Annotated in this window: 13 protein-coding genes and 1 other RNA gene; 13 read left to right on the plus strand and 1 reads right to left on the minus strand. The window is 40.4% G+C overall.

Features of this window, described 5'->3' with window-relative positions; genetic code table 11:
• Position 1: 1 nt before the first annotated feature.
• The 7 genes from rnr (at position 2) to A8709_RS06160 (ending at position 8,489) form a co-directional block, all read left to right on the plus strand.
• On the plus strand, positions 2 to 3,031 hold the full coding sequence (gene rnr / locus A8709_RS06130) for a ribonuclease R (protein ID WP_084224706.1): 3,030 nt from the start codon (positions 2 to 4) through the stop codon (positions 3,029 to 3,031).
• A gap of 97 nt (positions 3,032 to 3,128) precedes the next feature.
• Positions 3,129 to 3,611 (plus strand): SsrA-binding protein SmpB, encoded by a 483-nt coding sequence (gene smpB, locus A8709_RS06135; protein WP_028555549.1) that lies wholly within the window; start codon positions 3,129 to 3,131, stop codon positions 3,609 to 3,611.
• A 161-nt stretch (positions 3,612 to 3,772) separates the two neighbouring features.
• Positions 3,773 to 4,136: a transfer-messenger RNA gene (gene ssrA / locus A8709_RS06140) on the plus strand.
• Positions 4,137 to 4,429: 293 nt separating this feature from the next.
• Complete coding sequence (locus tag A8709_RS06145) at positions 4,430 to 5,188, plus strand: FRG domain-containing protein (RefSeq protein ID WP_065851313.1); 759 nt, start codon at positions 4,430 to 4,432, stop codon at positions 5,186 to 5,188.
• Between the two features lies 1 nt (position 5,189).
• Positions 5,190 to 6,347 carry a DUF262 domain-containing protein gene (locus tag A8709_RS06150; RefSeq protein WP_244163112.1) on the plus strand — a complete coding sequence of 386 codons (1,158 nt, stop codon included), beginning with the start codon at positions 5,190 to 5,192 and terminating at the stop codon, positions 6,345 to 6,347.
• Positions 6,348 to 6,615: 268 nt separating this feature from the next.
• On the plus strand, positions 6,616 to 7,470 hold the full coding sequence (locus A8709_RS06155; protein ID WP_065851314.1) for a hypothetical protein: 855 nt from the start codon (positions 6,616 to 6,618) through the stop codon (positions 7,468 to 7,470).
• A 368-nt stretch (positions 7,471 to 7,838) separates the two neighbouring features.
• Positions 7,839 to 8,489 (plus strand): hypothetical protein, encoded by a 651-nt coding sequence (locus A8709_RS06160; RefSeq protein ID WP_065851315.1) that lies wholly within the window; start codon positions 7,839 to 7,841, stop codon positions 8,487 to 8,489.
• Between the two features lie 147 nt (positions 8,490 to 8,636).
• Here A8709_RS06160 and A8709_RS06165 read toward each other — a convergent pair whose 3' ends face one another.
• Positions 8,637 to 8,864: an HTH-like domain-containing protein gene (locus A8709_RS06165; RefSeq protein ID WP_065851316.1), complete on the minus strand. Its 228-nt coding sequence runs from the start codon at positions 8,862 to 8,864 to the stop codon at positions 8,637 to 8,639.
• A 202-nt stretch (positions 8,865 to 9,066) separates the two neighbouring features.
• Between A8709_RS06165 and A8709_RS06170 the strand changes: the two genes are divergently transcribed.
• The 6 genes from A8709_RS06170 to A8709_RS34000 all read left to right on the plus strand — a co-directional run bounded on the left by A8709_RS06170 (position 9,067) and on the right by A8709_RS34000 (position 16,423).
• Positions 9,067 to 10,059: a ParB N-terminal domain-containing protein gene (locus tag A8709_RS06170; RefSeq protein WP_084224707.1), complete on the plus strand. Its 993-nt coding sequence runs from the start codon at positions 9,067 to 9,069 to the stop codon at positions 10,057 to 10,059.
• 1,311 nt (positions 10,060 to 11,370) lie between these two features.
• Positions 11,371 to 12,039 carry a vWA domain-containing protein gene (locus tag A8709_RS06180; RefSeq protein ID WP_065851319.1) on the plus strand — a complete coding sequence of 223 codons (669 nt, stop codon included), beginning with the start codon at positions 11,371 to 11,373 and terminating at the stop codon, positions 12,037 to 12,039.
• The gene (locus tag A8709_RS06185) at positions 12,036 to 12,818 is read left to right on the plus strand and encodes a PP2C family serine/threonine-protein phosphatase (protein ID WP_167357012.1); all 783 of its coding nucleotides are present in this window, start codon (positions 12,036 to 12,038) and stop codon (positions 12,816 to 12,818) included. The genes A8709_RS06180 and A8709_RS06185 overlap by 4 nt, the downstream gene beginning before the upstream one ends.
• A 3-nt stretch (positions 12,819 to 12,821) precedes the next feature.
• Complete coding sequence (locus A8709_RS06190) at positions 12,822 to 14,768, plus strand: helix-hairpin-helix domain-containing protein (protein WP_065851321.1); 1,947 nt, start codon at positions 12,822 to 12,824, stop codon at positions 14,766 to 14,768.
• Positions 14,769 to 15,232: 464 nt separating this feature from the next.
• Positions 15,233 to 15,388 carry a hypothetical protein gene (locus tag A8709_RS34435; RefSeq protein WP_167357013.1) on the plus strand — a complete coding sequence of 52 codons (156 nt, stop codon included), beginning with the start codon at positions 15,233 to 15,235 and terminating at the stop codon, positions 15,386 to 15,388.
• Positions 15,389 to 15,547: 159 nt separating this feature from the next.
• Positions 15,548 to 16,423 carry a hypothetical protein gene (locus A8709_RS34000; protein WP_065851322.1) on the plus strand — a complete coding sequence of 292 codons (876 nt, stop codon included), beginning with the start codon at positions 15,548 to 15,550 and terminating at the stop codon, positions 16,421 to 16,423.
• The last annotated feature ends 40 nt before the right edge of the window (positions 16,424 to 16,463 follow it).

Here is a 16,463-nt window from a genome sequence, read left to right on the forward strand (position 1 = left end):
TATGATGACAGACAAAGAGATTATTAGTTTGATGCAAGAAGAGGCGTATAAGCCGATGTCCTATAAAGAGTTAGAAAAGCATTTTGGGATCGTGAGTGCGAATGAATTTAAAGATTTTATCAAAATGCTCAATGCGCTAGAAGAAAGTGGTCATATTGTAAGAGGTCCGAATGATCGCTACGGTGTGCCAGAACGGATGAATTTAGTGCGGGGCAAACTGCAGGCTCATGCGAAAGGATTTGCGTTCTTAATTCCAGATGACCGGGAGCACCCGGACGTTTATATCAATGCGCACGACCTGAACACCGCCATGAATGGCGATATTGTGTTCGTGAAGGTAACAGCGAGAAGCCAAGGCGGCGGGCGCCTAGAGGGCGAAGTGGTGCGTGTTATTTCGCGGGCAAATTCGCAGATTGTCGGTGTTTTTCAGAGTCAAGATACGTATGCGTTCGTTATTGCGGATGATAAGCGGGTGTCACGGGATATTTTCATTCCGCAGCATGCTTTTATGGGGGCGGTCTCGGGACAGAAGGTCGTTGTAAAGATCGTGAATTATCCCGAAGGGCGTTCCGCAGCGGAAGGCGAAGTGATCGAGATTCTCGGACATAAAGATGATCCGGGTGTCGATATTCTGGCTATTATTCGTAAGCATCAGCTGCCGGAGGCGTTCCAACCGGAAGTTCTAGCAGAAGCGGAAGCAGCACCTGATTCGATTACAGAAGAAGAAATCATCGGTCAAGGCCGGCGTGATCTTCGTTCGAAAACCATTGTGACCATTGACGGTGAAGATGCGAAGGATTTGGATGATGCCGTTAATGTGGAGTTGTTGGAAAATGGCAACTTACGCCTAGGTGTTCATATTGCCGACGTCAGTTACTATGTGCGGGAAGGTACGGCGCTGGATATTGAAGCGTACAATCGCGGTTGCTCCGTATATTTGACCGACCGAGTCATTCCGATGCTGCCGCACCGTTTATCGAACGGGATTTGTTCCTTGAACCCGCGAGTTGATCGATTGACGATGTCTTGTGAGATGGAATTTGATCAGGATTTGAAGGTCGTCAATCATGAGATTTTTACAAGTGTGATCAAAACAAGTGAACGCATGACCTATACGAATGTACGCAAGCTGTTGACAGGTGAAGCAGAGCCTGAAATCGTAGAGAAATACGCGTATTTAATGGATGACTTCAAACGCATGGAAGAGCTTGCAGCTAGATTGCGTTCCAGACGGATGAAGCGCGGCGCGATTGATTTTGACTTTGAGGAGTCCAAAATCCTCGTAGATGCGGACGGTAAGCCGACCGATATTATCAAAAGAGAGCGCTCCGTCGCGGAAATGATGATCGAAGAGTTCATGCTAGCCGCGAATGAGACCGTAGCCGAGCATTTCTCCTGGCTGAAAGTCCCTTTCTTGTATCGTGTGCATGAAGATCCGGATTCTGAGAAATTGATGAACTTCATGGAGTTCGTAACGTCCTTCGGCTATGCCATGCGTGGCGGTAAGGGAGGAGCGATCCATGCGAGTTCCTTACAGGCTATTCTGGAAGATATCAAGGGATCACCGGAAGAAACCGTGATTAGTAAAGTCATGCTGCGCTCGATGAAACAAGCTAAGTATGATGCGCAGAGTTTGGGGCATTTTGGCCTAGCGGCGGAGTTTTATTCCCACTTTACATCACCCATTCGTCGTTATACGGATTTGGTTATTCATCGTGTTATTCGTGAAGTGTTGGAGAACGGTGGTACTTTATCCGACAAACGGCATGATTATTTAGCATCGCGGATGAACGATATTGCTCAGCAGTCTTCCGAACGCGAGCGTGTTGCTGTGGATGCAGAACGTGATACAGAAGCCTTGAAAAAAGCTCAATATATGATGGATAAAGTCGGCGAAGAGTTCGAGGGTATTATTTCGAGCGTGACGGGCTTTGGTATGTTCATCGAGTTGGATAACACGGTTGAAGGTCTGATTCGTTTAAGTGATTTGACGGACGATTACTACAACCATCATGAAAAGCAACATGCGTTGATCGGCGAACGTACATCCAAAATCTATCGTCTTGGCGACAACATTAAGGTGCGCGTCGCTCGTGTGAATATGGATGAGCATACAATTGATTTTGAATTGCTGGATATGAAACCTCGTAAAGAGGGTGGATATAGCCGTGGCGGCGGTGGCTCAAATCGTGGCGGTAAGCCTCCATTCAAGGGTGCAGCTGGATTTAAAGGCTTCCGTGGGGGTAAGGGCGGACCGGATAAGGGTAAGGGCAAAATAGAGAAGGGCAAAGGCGGTTACCCTAACAAAGGGAAAGGTGGCTTTGCTAAGACGCAGCCAGTGGTTGGGCAAGGCGAGGGAGACGCGGGGAACCAAGGTAAACGTGGAGACTTAGCGGTAGGAAATCAAGGGAAAAAGCGTGGGCGTGCCGATAGTGGTGCTGCTAGGCGGATTGAGATGGCTGCGAGAGCCCGGGCTGAGGGTTCAGGAAGCGTAGAAGGCATCGAGCAAGCGCCTAATGATGGATCAGGTCGTTCTGGTGGCAGAAGATACAGAAGAGGTAAGGGACAAGATGGACTGTTCAACGGTGGCCAAGGCGGAAGAGGTCGAGGCTCATCGGAAGGCGGAGATGGCAAAGCTGAAGGAATCGAAGGCATTGGTGCAGCTGGAACCGGCCAAGGCTTCCAAGGAGCTGGCAATGGGGCAGGCCAAGGCAAGTCGCGTCGCCGTAAGGGCGGTAGCACGCCGTGGAATGAGAAAAGCAGCGGCAAAGGCGGTAAAGGGCCGAAGCTAAGCGAAGGCGGCAGCTTGAGCCAGCGGCTGCAGGCTGTTGGCGCAGGGCGTACTGATAGCGGCGCTGGTCGCGGCCGCGGCGGGATTTCGCTTGGGGGCGAAGCCCCAGCGGGTGGCGGTAGTTCGCCGGCTGTGGAACGTAGCGGCGGCAGTGATTGGGCGAGCGGCGTTAACGCGCTCGCCAAGGGCGGCCGTCGTCGGAGCGACGACGGCGATGGTAGCAAGAAGCGGCGGAGATAGTCGCCGGTTCTTGCTTTTCGGGCTTGATCTTGCTACAATAGGTTGCACATTGTAGCAAGATTTACCTGCATTTTAGCGTGCGGGAGGAGGATCTCACGTGGCAACTAAGAAGGCCGATGGCAAACTACTCGCCCAGAATAAAAAGGCGTCACACGACTACTTTATCGAAGATACGTACGAATGCGGACTTGTCCTGACCGGCACGGAGATCAAATCCTTACGGGCAGGTAAAGCGAACATTGGCGACAGCTTTTCGACGATTCGAAATGGCGAAGCTTTTGTACACAATATGCATATTAGTCCTTTCGAACAAGGTAACCGCAGCAATCCGGAAGATCCTACACGGACGCGGAAGCTGTTGTTGAAGAAAGTGCAAATCGCCAAAATCCTAGGCCAGGCTAAGCAAGAGGGTTACACCGTCGTTCCATTGAAGGTGTACATTCGTAACGGCTACGCCAAGCTGCTCATTGGTATTGGTAAAGGGAAGAAACAATATGACAAGCGTGAATCTGCTGCGAAGAAAGACGCACAACGCGATATTCAACGCGCGCTGCGTGAGAAGCAGAAGATTGCTAGATAGCTTGTGAGTTGGAAGGTAACACCTTCGCTTCCATGAACCAAGTGTTCATTTTGCAGCTGTATGTGGTATACTAGGTAATGTAACAAAGAGATTTCAAGTGTAACTTGGCTCTACAGCTTGTCCTTTCACCTTCACCGCCTTGGCGGTAACGAAGGCAATCCGGGGGTGTTCTTGGATTCGACGGGGATAGTTTGAGCGCGGGTTGCGGGTAGTGGGGCCGCGTCCACTATAAAACGCTAAAGCCTATTAAATGGCAAAACACAAAACAACTACGCTTTAGCAGCTTAATAACCTGTTAGCGTGCTTCTACTCAGCATCGCCCATGTGACTGGGATAGGGGCTCAACTATAGTGGGATACGACGTTCGGTCTCCGCCTGGGGTCGACGTAAGAAGATAATCAGGCTGACCCAACGCATAGCCGGTTACGGGGCGATGCTCGGGTGACATCAAAACTGTGACTACACCCGTAGATGCCTGTGTGGCAATATTTTCGGACAGGGGTTCGACTCCCCTCACCTCCATACAGAAAATCCACAACCTTGAGGTTGTGGATTTTTGCTTTTTTCTTAATTTATTATAATTATTGTTTCTACTTTGGAACGTATTTGACTTAAAGTTCTATTTTTATCGTTGAAATTAGCATTATTGTTCTCAATTTATTGGTTGAGATATATCTTAAAATTTTAAATAGTTATATGGGAAAATATTACTTCATATTGTAGTATAGATAGTGATTTATAAGAGAGCATAATTGTTTGCTTTTCAACATTGAATAAGTATTCATAAACTATACAACACGTTAAGTTAGGAGTAATATATGAGCATTTCAACAGAAACTATTGAAACTTTAAGTGAATTTATGGAATACGTTGAGAATCTTCCAGAAGGTTTTATTTTATCGAGAGGACAGAGTAGAGATTTTCCACTCTTGCCAAGTGGTTTAAGGAAAAAGGATGGTAACAGAAAATACTCGAGGCAATCAATTAAATTCTTCCTAGATGAGTTTAAAATAAACTCTCACCATTATCTACCATCCCCTTGGGATATTAAGGACGATTTTGAATGGATGATATATGCTCAACATCATGGGATACCAACAAGACTACTTGATTTTACATACTCACATATTATCTCATTGATGTTTGCGGTTGAGAGAGCCTTTACGGAAGAAGAAACAAATGATGCTGTTATTTGGTTTCTTAACCCACGTGCATTAAATAACAAATTTGCTAACCGTTCTGAAATATTAAATTTATCGAGTAATGAAAATGTAAATTTAGAGCATTATGAAGGACCAGTAGCCATACAAGGTCGAAAATTAAATAATAGAATAACTGCACAGAATGGACTTTTTGTATATTTTCAAGATTCAGAACGGCCGCTAGAAGAATCAGTTCAAGATAATGAGTCTATACTTAGAAAGCTCATAATTAGAAACGGTTATTCTAAGAAAATACTAGCATCTTTATATTCTATGGGCATAGGTTTTACTCAATTATACCCGGAATTAGATTCTGTATCCAAAGACATTATGATGAAAAAGAATATCATTGATTTTCTGAAAGGAGGGGAATAACTTGTATAACATTAAACCGCAAAAGACTGATATGCCTATTCAGGTATTAATAGAGAAAATTGAAAAAGGTTATATATTACAAGAGGAACTCGAGTACCCACTAAGTGAAGAAGATATTCTAAAATATAATGATTCAATCATAGTTGCACCAGATTACCAAAGAGAGTATAGAGCAACAGTAAAGGATGAAAGTTCCTTAATAGAATCCGTCTTAATCGGAATTCCAATCCCTCCCATTTTTTTGGCTAACGATAAGTTCAATGGAGTTCAAGTTATGAATGTGGTAGATGGGCAACATAGATTGCGTGCATTTCATAGATTTATCAATAATAAGTTCACCCTTAAAGAGTTAACACTTTTGAAAGAGTTAGAAGGAAAATCATATAAAGAATGTGGCATTACCGAAAAACAGCAAATTTTAAGTCAAGGTATATCCGCTATAGTTTTTAGGGAATTTCCTGGTAAGGAATTCGAGTTAGAGATTTTTAGTAGATATAACAAAGGTACAAAACCCCTAACCCCTCAAGAGATAAGACATGCTGTGTATAACTCTGAATTTAATAGTTACGTAAATAATTTCGCCAAGGAGTTAGGGATTAACTCCAACAGCAGGTTAGCAAAAGCGTATAATGCTACCAAAGATAGGACTTTTAAAAAGAAACTTCAAGAGAGTGTATTTGTTATATTTTATATCCTGGAAAATGGGATAAATGCTAATTTTGATAAGTCACTTGATTATGCTGAGGATTTTATGGAGAGAAAGTCTAAAGCAGAAAATAAAGATGAGATATCTGCTAAACGAGATTTTGAGAACTTAAGGAAAACGTTTGAAGATTTTAATAAGTTTATCGATATCTTATCCCATAGGGTTGAATATCCATTTTCTAGAGAGATATATGGGGTTTCAAGTTCCAATTATAAATTTCAAATCTCAGTTGCAATGATTTTATCAGCCATTTTCCAGAAGCTGTATAATAAATTCAACAAGGATATAGATATACTTCTAGATACTAAATTCATAGAGAAGTTTCTTGGAAAAATTGATATTCAGTTAAATAATTCATTTCTTGAGAGACCTGAGTACAGTGGTTCTTCTACAAATTCAAAGGAAATAAAGCTACTTGTAGATTCTTTCCTTTTTGCTATTGATCATGGTTAGACATAATAATGTACAGATATACGATTTTCAATATTAATGCAAAAGTTATTTCTTACAGGTTTGCTAATTGTCTTTTCACTATGTAACATAGTTATATGAAAATCTGAAACAACTTTAATATTACATGTCGGGGATTTACCACGCATGGCTCGCTTTATTGAATCCTTATCCATATAAACCCACAATAGTTATTACAGAACAGGGGTCTTACGGTTTCGAATTAAAATTACGGTTATTAAACAGGTTTACTTAAATTGGGGGCGAAAGTTTGAGGACAACTCGTAAGCCAAAGTACGAAATAGAAAACGTTTTTCCGCAATTATTAAACTATCGAAAAATGTCAATCCGATTGCATCCGATGAGAGAAGAATGCATTCCAAGTTCAGATAGCAAGTTTGGTGAAAATATACAGTGGATTGTTTCGGATGAATGGCCAACTTGCTCGGAACACCGGCAACCATTTATACCTGTACTTCAGATCTTTAAGAAAGACATTCCTGGCTTCGATTTCCCAACAGGATATGATACGCTGCAAGTCTTATGGTGTCCAAATGATCATGGTGAAATATATTCTCCTCTTTGCAAGGCTTACTGGAAAAATTCTAATCAAGTGAATAGTACTTCAAGGGTCTTTTCTGATCAACTTATTATAAATAACGATTATGTTGTTAGGACATGTAAGCTAAATCCGGAATCTGTTTTCGAATACCCATCACTTGAAGATTTGCTGCTAACAAACGAACCGTTAGGTCGAGCTATTATGAATTGGCAACAGCAGTTTGGCGAAGAAGAGGAAGCAGTCTATGAGTACGAATTAAGCGTTGCGGATGGTAGTAAACTTGGCGGTTATGAAAAATGGATACAAGGTATTGAAAGACCTAGATGCGAATGCGATAACGAAATGGAGCATTTCCTTACAATTGCAGAATCAGAATTTGACGGAGGAACATTTGGACGATGGTGCCCCGATGAATATGGCGATATTTGGTCAGTGTCATACGAAGTTCGGAGGAATATTCAATCACCGCTCGGTATTCATTTGGGTGATATGGGTAAAATTTTCTTTTTCGTGTGTAAGAAGTGCGAATCGTTACCTACCAAAACCATATTTCAATGCAGCTAGTATGGAGGTTCGATTACGGGGATGCATGATTTCATTAGATTTGCTGGCGGTTAGAATAATTATACGACTTCTCCAAACAACCGCAGTAAAAAGCCGCGGCGAATTGTGGAGTTGCCAAGCCACCGCTCGGTAAAGTAATCCCTTGTCCAGTTAAAACCACAACATATAAACGAGGGACAGGGGTTCGGTACACTTCTGTTAAATAATAATGTTCAAAATACTGGTTTTAAATCTTTTTCACATTATGGGGATAAAACGAAGAACTTTAACCGAATGGTTAGGGTTCTTTTCTGTTTCTCTTCCGCATATGAATCTATCATATGCAAATTCTACTAGTTCAGAAAAATAATAATGTAGGGGATGAAAATATGACGATTGCTGCGCTTGAGAAATGCCAAACAGAGTTAACTACTAATTATGAGGGATTTGTAAAACGAAAAATTCAAGAAGGTAAACTTCACGATTTATTTAAATTTCAAATGCAGGTCATTCATCAAATTACAAATTGGAAAGATGAATCAGAGAAAATTGATATTATCGATCATATTATTACAATATTCAAGGAAGCTTGTCAGGAGTTAGTGATTTGTCAGAATTGTGCACAGCCTTTTAACTTTAGGCATTGTAAAAACCCAAGTGAGACTGAACAGGGTTATAGACATGTTATTGAATTAAGTTGTAATGATTGCGGGGATTATTTCACAATAGCGGAGGGAAGAGAAGTTGTAACACATTTTAACTGGAATGTTTTAGGGATAGTTGAAAATCTAAGACGAAGAAGTAGGGGGTTTACGATTAAGTATACATTAGCTAATCTTGGTAATCCTGCACTAATTAACATACCAAATAATGGTGGGAGGCCAGTTGTTTGGATTGATGGAAATCAGGTTCTAAGAAAGGAAGACGCTCTGAAATATTGGGAACGTGCAAAATCCTTTTTAAAAGGAGGAAAGAAACAAACGGACATTCCTGAATTGCAATGGTATGAAACAGAAGAAGCGAAGGTATTTATAATGTAGCGCTTAGTTCTATAATCAAGGTCGTTAGGCCACCTCCCCAAACAGTTTGAGCATCAAGCTACCCAACCACGGCTCAGAAAATTGAACCCTTGTCCATGCAAAACCACAATGGTTAAGGAGGACAGGGGTTCTGCATGCGAATTTATATTAATCTCTTGGAATAACATATTCAGATAGTTTGATTCCTTTACTAACTTCTGTTGCATATGAAATGTTGATACCAGAAGCTGCTATAATGTCCTTAACACTGTAGTGGTTTCTTTGTATGACGTCCGCATACTTAACACCGAATAAATGAATTTTAGCAACTTGTTTTCCGTGAGGTGCCTTAATATACATTTCACCAAGAATCTTTCCTAACTCTTGAACATTCAAATGAAAGTCCCCTTTTGATTATTAATTTGATTAGCTGTATTTCTATGGGGGCGGAGTTAATTCCTGCTCCGAGCTGGCTTTGTTATTTTTCTAGTTGCGAGGATACCGCCAATTGTTTTATTGAAGATGCTTTTGACGGTTTGTTTGACATAGGACAATTTTCGCCAAACATAGCCTTTTATATATGAAAGGTTAAAGGGCGGTGGCGAAATTGTTATTACCTGTTAAAAACATACTTATTGACATTAGAAGACGGATTAACCTTGATACATTCTCACTTGAACAGGATATCAGAAACCATGGATTAAAAGTGCCACTTGATGTAGAAGGCCCTGATGAAAACAACAATTATTATCTGATTAATGGAGATCGCCGCTTAGAGGCGTGGAAGAATGTTCGGATTAATGAGCTAATCGAAGTAAAAGTACTGAGAGGGCTTACATCGCGTTTAGAACGAAATAAAGAGCGGCTTCAAATGCATCTTGATATAAAACCTATGCCTGGTGTGGATTTTCAAATTCTGATTGAGGACATATTGAGAGAAAGTGGCATGTCTGATGGTGACCTTGCAAAAGAACTAAGAAGAGATAAGAGGAGAATTAGGAAATACAAACCTGGAAGTGAGGTTCCAGAAAATGTAAGGGAGGAAGTTGCAAAGGTTCGAGGCAGCCAAGATATGCTTGAAGTAATATATGTACTTAACATTGATGTGGATTTCAAGCAAAGATTGTATAAAAGCCTACTATCAAGAAAACTTACAGGTGACCATGCTAAGGCTCTGAAGAGGCTTGTTGGTAGTAGCGTTTATGGACGTCTTAATGAACATCAAAGAGTACGTGCCATTGAAGAAGCCTTACAACAAGCTACATTTACTAAAGTGGAAGCTGAATTAGTCGTGCTCAGTGAATTGATGCGTACAAAGCCGTCTGATCACCAAGACAAATTTAATACGTGGATGTCGAATATATTAAATAATATGGGGAAGCTTGCGGACTATTTACATCCCGATTTAGAGCTTTTGGTAAGTCCACTTCAAAAGAAGCAATTAGCAAGAGCTGTAGGTGAAATAAATAAGGCCGTATTTTGGATTTGGAAGGATAATAAGAAATCTGATCAGTCATCTTTTGAAACGGAACTGGAAATTCTACGTGAGAGTACCGATACTGGCTATCGCTATATATTCCGAAATCGATAATCTCAAGCCACCTCCCCAAAAATTCTCAGCATCACGCAGCGGCGAATTGTGGATTTAGCAATCCATGGCTCACCTCCATACAAGTACAAAGATGAAGCACCCGTTGAGGGTGCTTTTTTCTTTTGTATGGGTGAGAATCGGGAGGAGAACCCCTCAAGGGTTCAGACCGCGCGGACCGAAGCGTGAGCGGAGGGAGCACGGCATTGAAATGTACCGCTAGGGTAGTCATCGGTGGGTAGGCTTCGTAGTAAGTTAAATGGACATTTCAATACTGCCCCTCAGCTTCATCTTATGTGCACACAATATCCAGTTTAAAATGAAGTCCACATGTTCTTCTTGGACGACGACCTTATCGACGTAGTGTTGAATGAACTTCGTGATCTCTGGGACGTTTTTCTTATCTACAAATGATTTGAAGTTAGAGAACAGTTGAGGATAGTATCCTCTGTTATAGCTGTTCTCTTTTAATTCCAACTCCTCCATTCTGGATAAAGAAGACGCCTGCGTAAAACCTTTAGATACTGCATCTACGTTTTTATTGGTCTATTTATCAATTCCTACCATTTGCTCTTTAATTAAGGGCGCATCATTCATACCTTCATTTTCGTTTTGTCGAATTTAACTGTTTAACTGAATTACTAAGTCAGGAATTGCTTCTTCGCAAAGGGGATTCTTGTGAAGTTGGTCTATTACATATCACTCGATATATTCGCGGCGAAGTGCTTCAGGGTAGGAGTGTAGAAGATCAAAAATCATTATTGCAAGTATTAGGAATTGTATTTGACTGGAAAGGTAGTAAATCGCGATAAGACGAAGGATCACCTTTAAGGGTGTCCTTTTTTACTAGATTGCTATTTTCAACAAAAGGTATCCACAATACCTATCATCGCAAAAGAATGGTTCAAGATACGGTGCTTATGGGGGAACAATCCTGAAAAATATGCAACAATTCGCTTTGATCGAAAAATTGAGAGGAATGATAACTTGAGCATTTTAATCTTTTGACGATTGAGGGGGGAAGAATGTTGTGACGAAGATGATGTAGTAATAGTACAAGCCTTATTAAGCATAGCCTAGTTTGTAATATATTTAAAAAGTAGAAGTGGATAGATTTATGGTGATTATTCAACTGGTACGGGTACAAGGATGAACAATGTTATTATAGGTCGGTATAACTAGCTACTGCAAATATAGCTATGTGAAAGCAAAGAAAAGGAACTACCTGGAGTAGGAAGCATTTCCTGGTTAAAGCAGGAAAAAAACGTAAGATGTCGAATATTTGTCTAAAAAAATTATAAGGTGGATGTAACGATGTCCTTTGACCAAATACCGTTTGCAGCTGAGTTTGCTGAAAATCCTGAATCTCGTTGTCCTGTTGTGCTGCTATTAGATACGTCGTATTCCATGAATGGAGATCCGATTAGAGAGTTAAACGAAGGGCTGAAAATATTCAAAGATGAACTAATGGCTGACAGTATGGCAGTAAAACGTGTAGAAGTTGCAGTTGTTAGTTTTGGGCCTGTTAAGGTTGTATCGGATTTCCAAACCCCAGATATGTACTATCCTACTGAACTTGCACCGAGCGGGGATACACCAATGGGAAAAGCGATAGAGCAAGCAATCGCTATGGTTTATACAAGAAAATCTATTTATAAGCAAAATGGAGTCTCCTACTATCGACCATGGATCTTTTTAATTACTGATGGGGGACCAACAGATAACTGGAGAGGTGCAGCGTCACTCGTAAAGGAAGGGGAAAATAGCAAGTCGTTCATGTTTTTTGCAGTAGGTGTAGACGGGGCTGACATGGACACGCTGGGGAAAATATCAACGCGTGAACCGATAAAACTTAAAGGATTGCGGTTTAGAGATTTGTTCAGTTGGCTGTCCGCCTCCTTAAGTTCAGTGTCGCATTCTACCCCTGGGGATGCAGTGCCTTTGGAAAATCCCGTTACACCTGAAGGATGGGGGGCTGTGTGAAAGCTAGCTGGAAATATGCCTTCGCATCTGTGAAAGGAACATCACATGAAAAAAACGGACTTCCTTGTCAAGATGCCTCTCTTTGCGAAATTCTCAAGGATAAGAACGGGCAGGACATACTGGTCGCGGTCGTTTCCGACGGGGCAGGAAGTGCTCCCCTCTCGGACCAAGGGTCTAAGCTAATTTGTGCTTTGTTTATGGACGAAATGAAAGCATTGTTAGCGACAGGACAGGGAACAGAAGACGTGACAGAGACCTTTTTTAAGACATGGCTTAATTACTTTCAAAAAGAAATTAAAGTAAGAGCAGAAATAAGTTCAGGCACGCCCAGAGATTTTGCCTGTACTTTTCTTTGCGCTATCATAAGTAACGAATGTGAAATTTTTGCTCAGATTGGTGACGGAGCAATTGTAGTTTCCAACGAATTGGACCATTATTTGTGGGTCTTCTGGCCCCACCAAGGCGAGTATGAGAATACCACATTTTTTGCGACGGACGTCAAAGCAGAAGAGTGGCTTCAGTATGAACGTCGAAAAGGCGTGCCTTGTTTTGAAGTTGCTCTCTTTTCTGATGGATTACAACGGTTAGCCCTACATTATCAGACTCAAAGTGCACACAGTCCTTTTTTTCGACCGTTTTTCAGTGCATTGCGATCACAAGAGCAGTCTGTTAGTGATAAGTATACTCAATCATTGATCTCATTTTTAGGATCGCCACCAGTCAATGAACGGACCGATGATGATAAAACGTTTATTCTCGCTACGAGAAGAGGCGATTGACCCATGCAAAATCGTATAATGGCGATAAATAGTTCAGGGAAAAATGTACCCTTTGGCAAGGAATTAGGGCGTGGAGGAGAAGGAAGCGTATTTGAAATATCTTCAGCTTCTAAAATTGTTGCAAAAGTATATCACCAAGCGCTACAGCCCAAAAAACAAGAAAAAATACTCACTATGGTGCGTTTACACAAAGATCGATTATTGAAATTCTCAACATGGCCTCTAGACGTACTTAAGAATCCCAATAACGAAATAATCGGATTTATCATGCCTAAACTTACAGGTAAAGAGATACATAAGTTGTACGGTCCCAAAACTCGATTAATTGAATTCCCTTACTCCACATATCCGTTTCTCGTTCATACGGCAGCAAATTTAGCGCGTGCATTTGCAGCTGTTCATGAAAGCGGACACGTAATTGGAGATGTGAATCATGGGAATTTTTACGTTTCGGATCAGGGAACTGTGATGTTGGTAGATTGCGATAGTTTTCAAATTAAAACTACACAAGACATTTTTCGCTGTGAAGTCGGCATCCCAATGTATCAGCCGCCAGAACTTCAAAATGTTTCATCTTACCGGGATGTGGAGAGAAACTCGAATCATGATAACTTTGGTTTAGCAGTTTTTATTTTTATGTTATTGTTTATGGGCCGTCACCCCTTTGCAGGAGTGTACTCTGGTCCTGAAGATATGCCTATTGAAAAAGCAATTGGACAATTTCGATTTGCTTATGGTAGTCATGCAGCGGCGAAACAAATGAAGCCACCACCAGGAGCCCCATCATTGACTTCGGCCCCCCCAGCTGTGGTTCAATTATTTGAGCGCGCTTTTGCACCAGAAGGAGTAAAGGGAAATCGCCCTAGCGCAGAGGAATGGATAAAAGTGTTGGGGGAGTTTTCGGGAAATTTACAAAAGTGTAGAATGAAAGAACAACATCACTATAGTAAGCATCTATCGTCTTGCCCTTGGTGCGATATCGAAAATAAAATTGGAATTGTTTTATTCCTTTCCCAGGTTCGATCCTGTACTTCAGGCTCAGTAGGGCAACAAAATACTTTTGAGATAAAAATGATTTGGGCCCGTATCGCGGCTGTTTCCTCCCCACCTTCGGCGTTTACATTACCTGATTTTTCATCCGCAGTGGTTGCACCGTCTCAGACGGCACTTAAGGCAGCAAAGAAAAGAAAACGGATGAAGGGATTCACCCTATTATCGATTATAGCTGTTGATGGGACTTTGTTAACTCTAATTCCGCAAGCATCAGTATGGATTATCATTGTATCAATCGTCATTGCAGTGGTAGTATTCCAATCTAAGAAACCAGTAAGTGCTTTCAAAGAAAGTTACGAAAAGGTAAAAAAAGAGCGGGATAGTTTAATTAGCAGATGGGCTATGGAAACGGGAGCAGAAGCGTTTTATAAGATGTATCATTCTTTAGAAAATATAAAAAGTGAGTATCAAAATTTAGATTCATATCGAAACTCTCTATTAAAAGAGCTTCAATCAAAACAGCGAGATATCCAATTACAACGATATTTACAGAGCATACGCATTGCTAATGCAAGAATCGACGGAATTGGTTCCAGTCGAACCGCGACACTCCAATCATTTGGTATAGAAACCGCAGGAGATATCTCTAAGGCTGCCATTCGGCAAGTCCCTGGGTTTGGACCTTCTTTTACTAAGCGGTTATTAGACTGGCGAGATACAGTAGCTCGCCAATTTGTGTTTAATCCTAAACAGGCGGTTTCAACAGCTGATATTGCTACAATAGACCGAGATATTTCCATAAAAAAACAAAAGTTCGAACAACAATTATTAGTGGGGGCGTCCCAACTACAACAACTTTCTGACCAAATTAATTCCAAAAGAACACGAATGCTTCAAGAAGCTAATTTGGTTGCAAAGAATTTTGCACAGGCAGAGGCAGATTATAAATCTCAATAAAGTTTGGGAACTAGTTATAGGACTAACACACTGTAGATAGTCTTAATTTTAATGCTTTAGACTGGTCAATTTAGGCTTGCTTATCAAAGAACGTTGTACGACTCACAAGGAAGTAACAGTTCAATCGAGTAGTAAAGCCAATGTTCTCTGAGTATAGGTCTCCGTTCCTTAGAACTTTGGTTGGTTTCGGCCATGTCTTTTTGTATGCGATTTAAAACATGTGCTTCTCAATCAAGTCACTGGCAGTAAAGATTATTCGAGGTGAGCCTTATAAAATCACTACATGCCTAGCTATGGATGAGGAATAATGTGTTGAATTCATTTGGCCTTTTTTTATCTGAACACTTTATTAGCATCGAATGATTGAAATGATAGAAATTTTTTGATACTGGTTTTCTGCCATTTTATTATTGAATATTGACTCTCCAGGATGGAATTGAAATCACTAGTAAGTTAAATGGACATTGATCAAATTGATGGGTCAGTCTGTCAATGTAACTGAAACCTTAGTGACAAAAGTGATTTTAGGTACAATTGGTTGTGTACCTGCGAATGATAGATTCTTTCAAAATGGTTTGAAAATGCAAACAATGACTCAATCATTTGGAGAAGAAGCATAGAACAATTGATTGACTATTATTAAGAGAATAAAGATGAAATTGATAAGGTGCAGTTAGAAATTAAAAAAGATGGCTTGCATTATCCAATCATGAAATTAATTGATATGTACTTTTGGGAAATAGGATATGAGCAGGACAATGTGAAAGGGGAATTTAAGAATGATTCGGAAAATTGCATTAAAGGTAATTTTACTTGCGATAATAGCCACATTATTTTCGCCGTTTTTGCCACAAGATAAAGCAGAGGCTGCTGTACATGTTAAAGGGTATTATCGAAAGAATGGAACATATGTCAGCCCCCATTATCGATCTGATCCAGATGGTATTAAATCAAACAATTGGAGTTATTGTGGAAATATAAATCCGTATACAGGAAAGGTCGGTTCTACTGATTGTGGAACTGCATCGCTAGGTAACACTGATACAAGGTCAGAAGGAGAAAAACAAGCAGATAGTTATGTTTGGCAAGCAGAGTACTATTCTAACCAACAAAATTATTACAATGCACTTTACTATTACGGAAAGGTATATGAAACAGGATATTCTTATAAAATATCTTCTCAAGTTTCAGACATAGCATTAAAGGTTTCCTCAGAAGCCTATTCTTTATTTATTATTGATGAACTAACTAAATCTCTTCAATACTATACACTCTTGAGGGATTGCAAAGCATCACCAAATTCTTTAATAGAAAATGCAAAGAAAAATATTGAAATAGTAAATGAGAAATTGAAATTCAAAAGCGCATTTAGTGAAGCATTATGGTACTTTAATCAGAATGATTTTTTAAATGCAGTACTTGTAGCTAATTCAAAAATGGTTGAAGGTAATACTAGTACATCAGCTTTAGAATTTATGAAACAATCAGCCGAAAAATTATCAGAAAAGGCATATTCTTCATTTATAAGTGGTGACTATGAATATTCTTTGAAATGCTATACTGCTCTTTCTTATTTATCGTTTGTACCGAAAGAATTGCAAGCAAATGGCTTAACTAATTCTAAAATTGTTCAATCACACATCAATAATAAATAATGTTTAGGGTGACAGAAAAAAGCTCCATAAGTTGGATGCT

This window comes from Paenibacillus pectinilyticus (assembly GCF_001700435.1).
In the GTDB taxonomy this organism is placed as follows: Bacteria; Bacillota; Bacilli; order Paenibacillales; family NBRC-103111; genus Paenibacillus_E; species Paenibacillus_E pectinilyticus.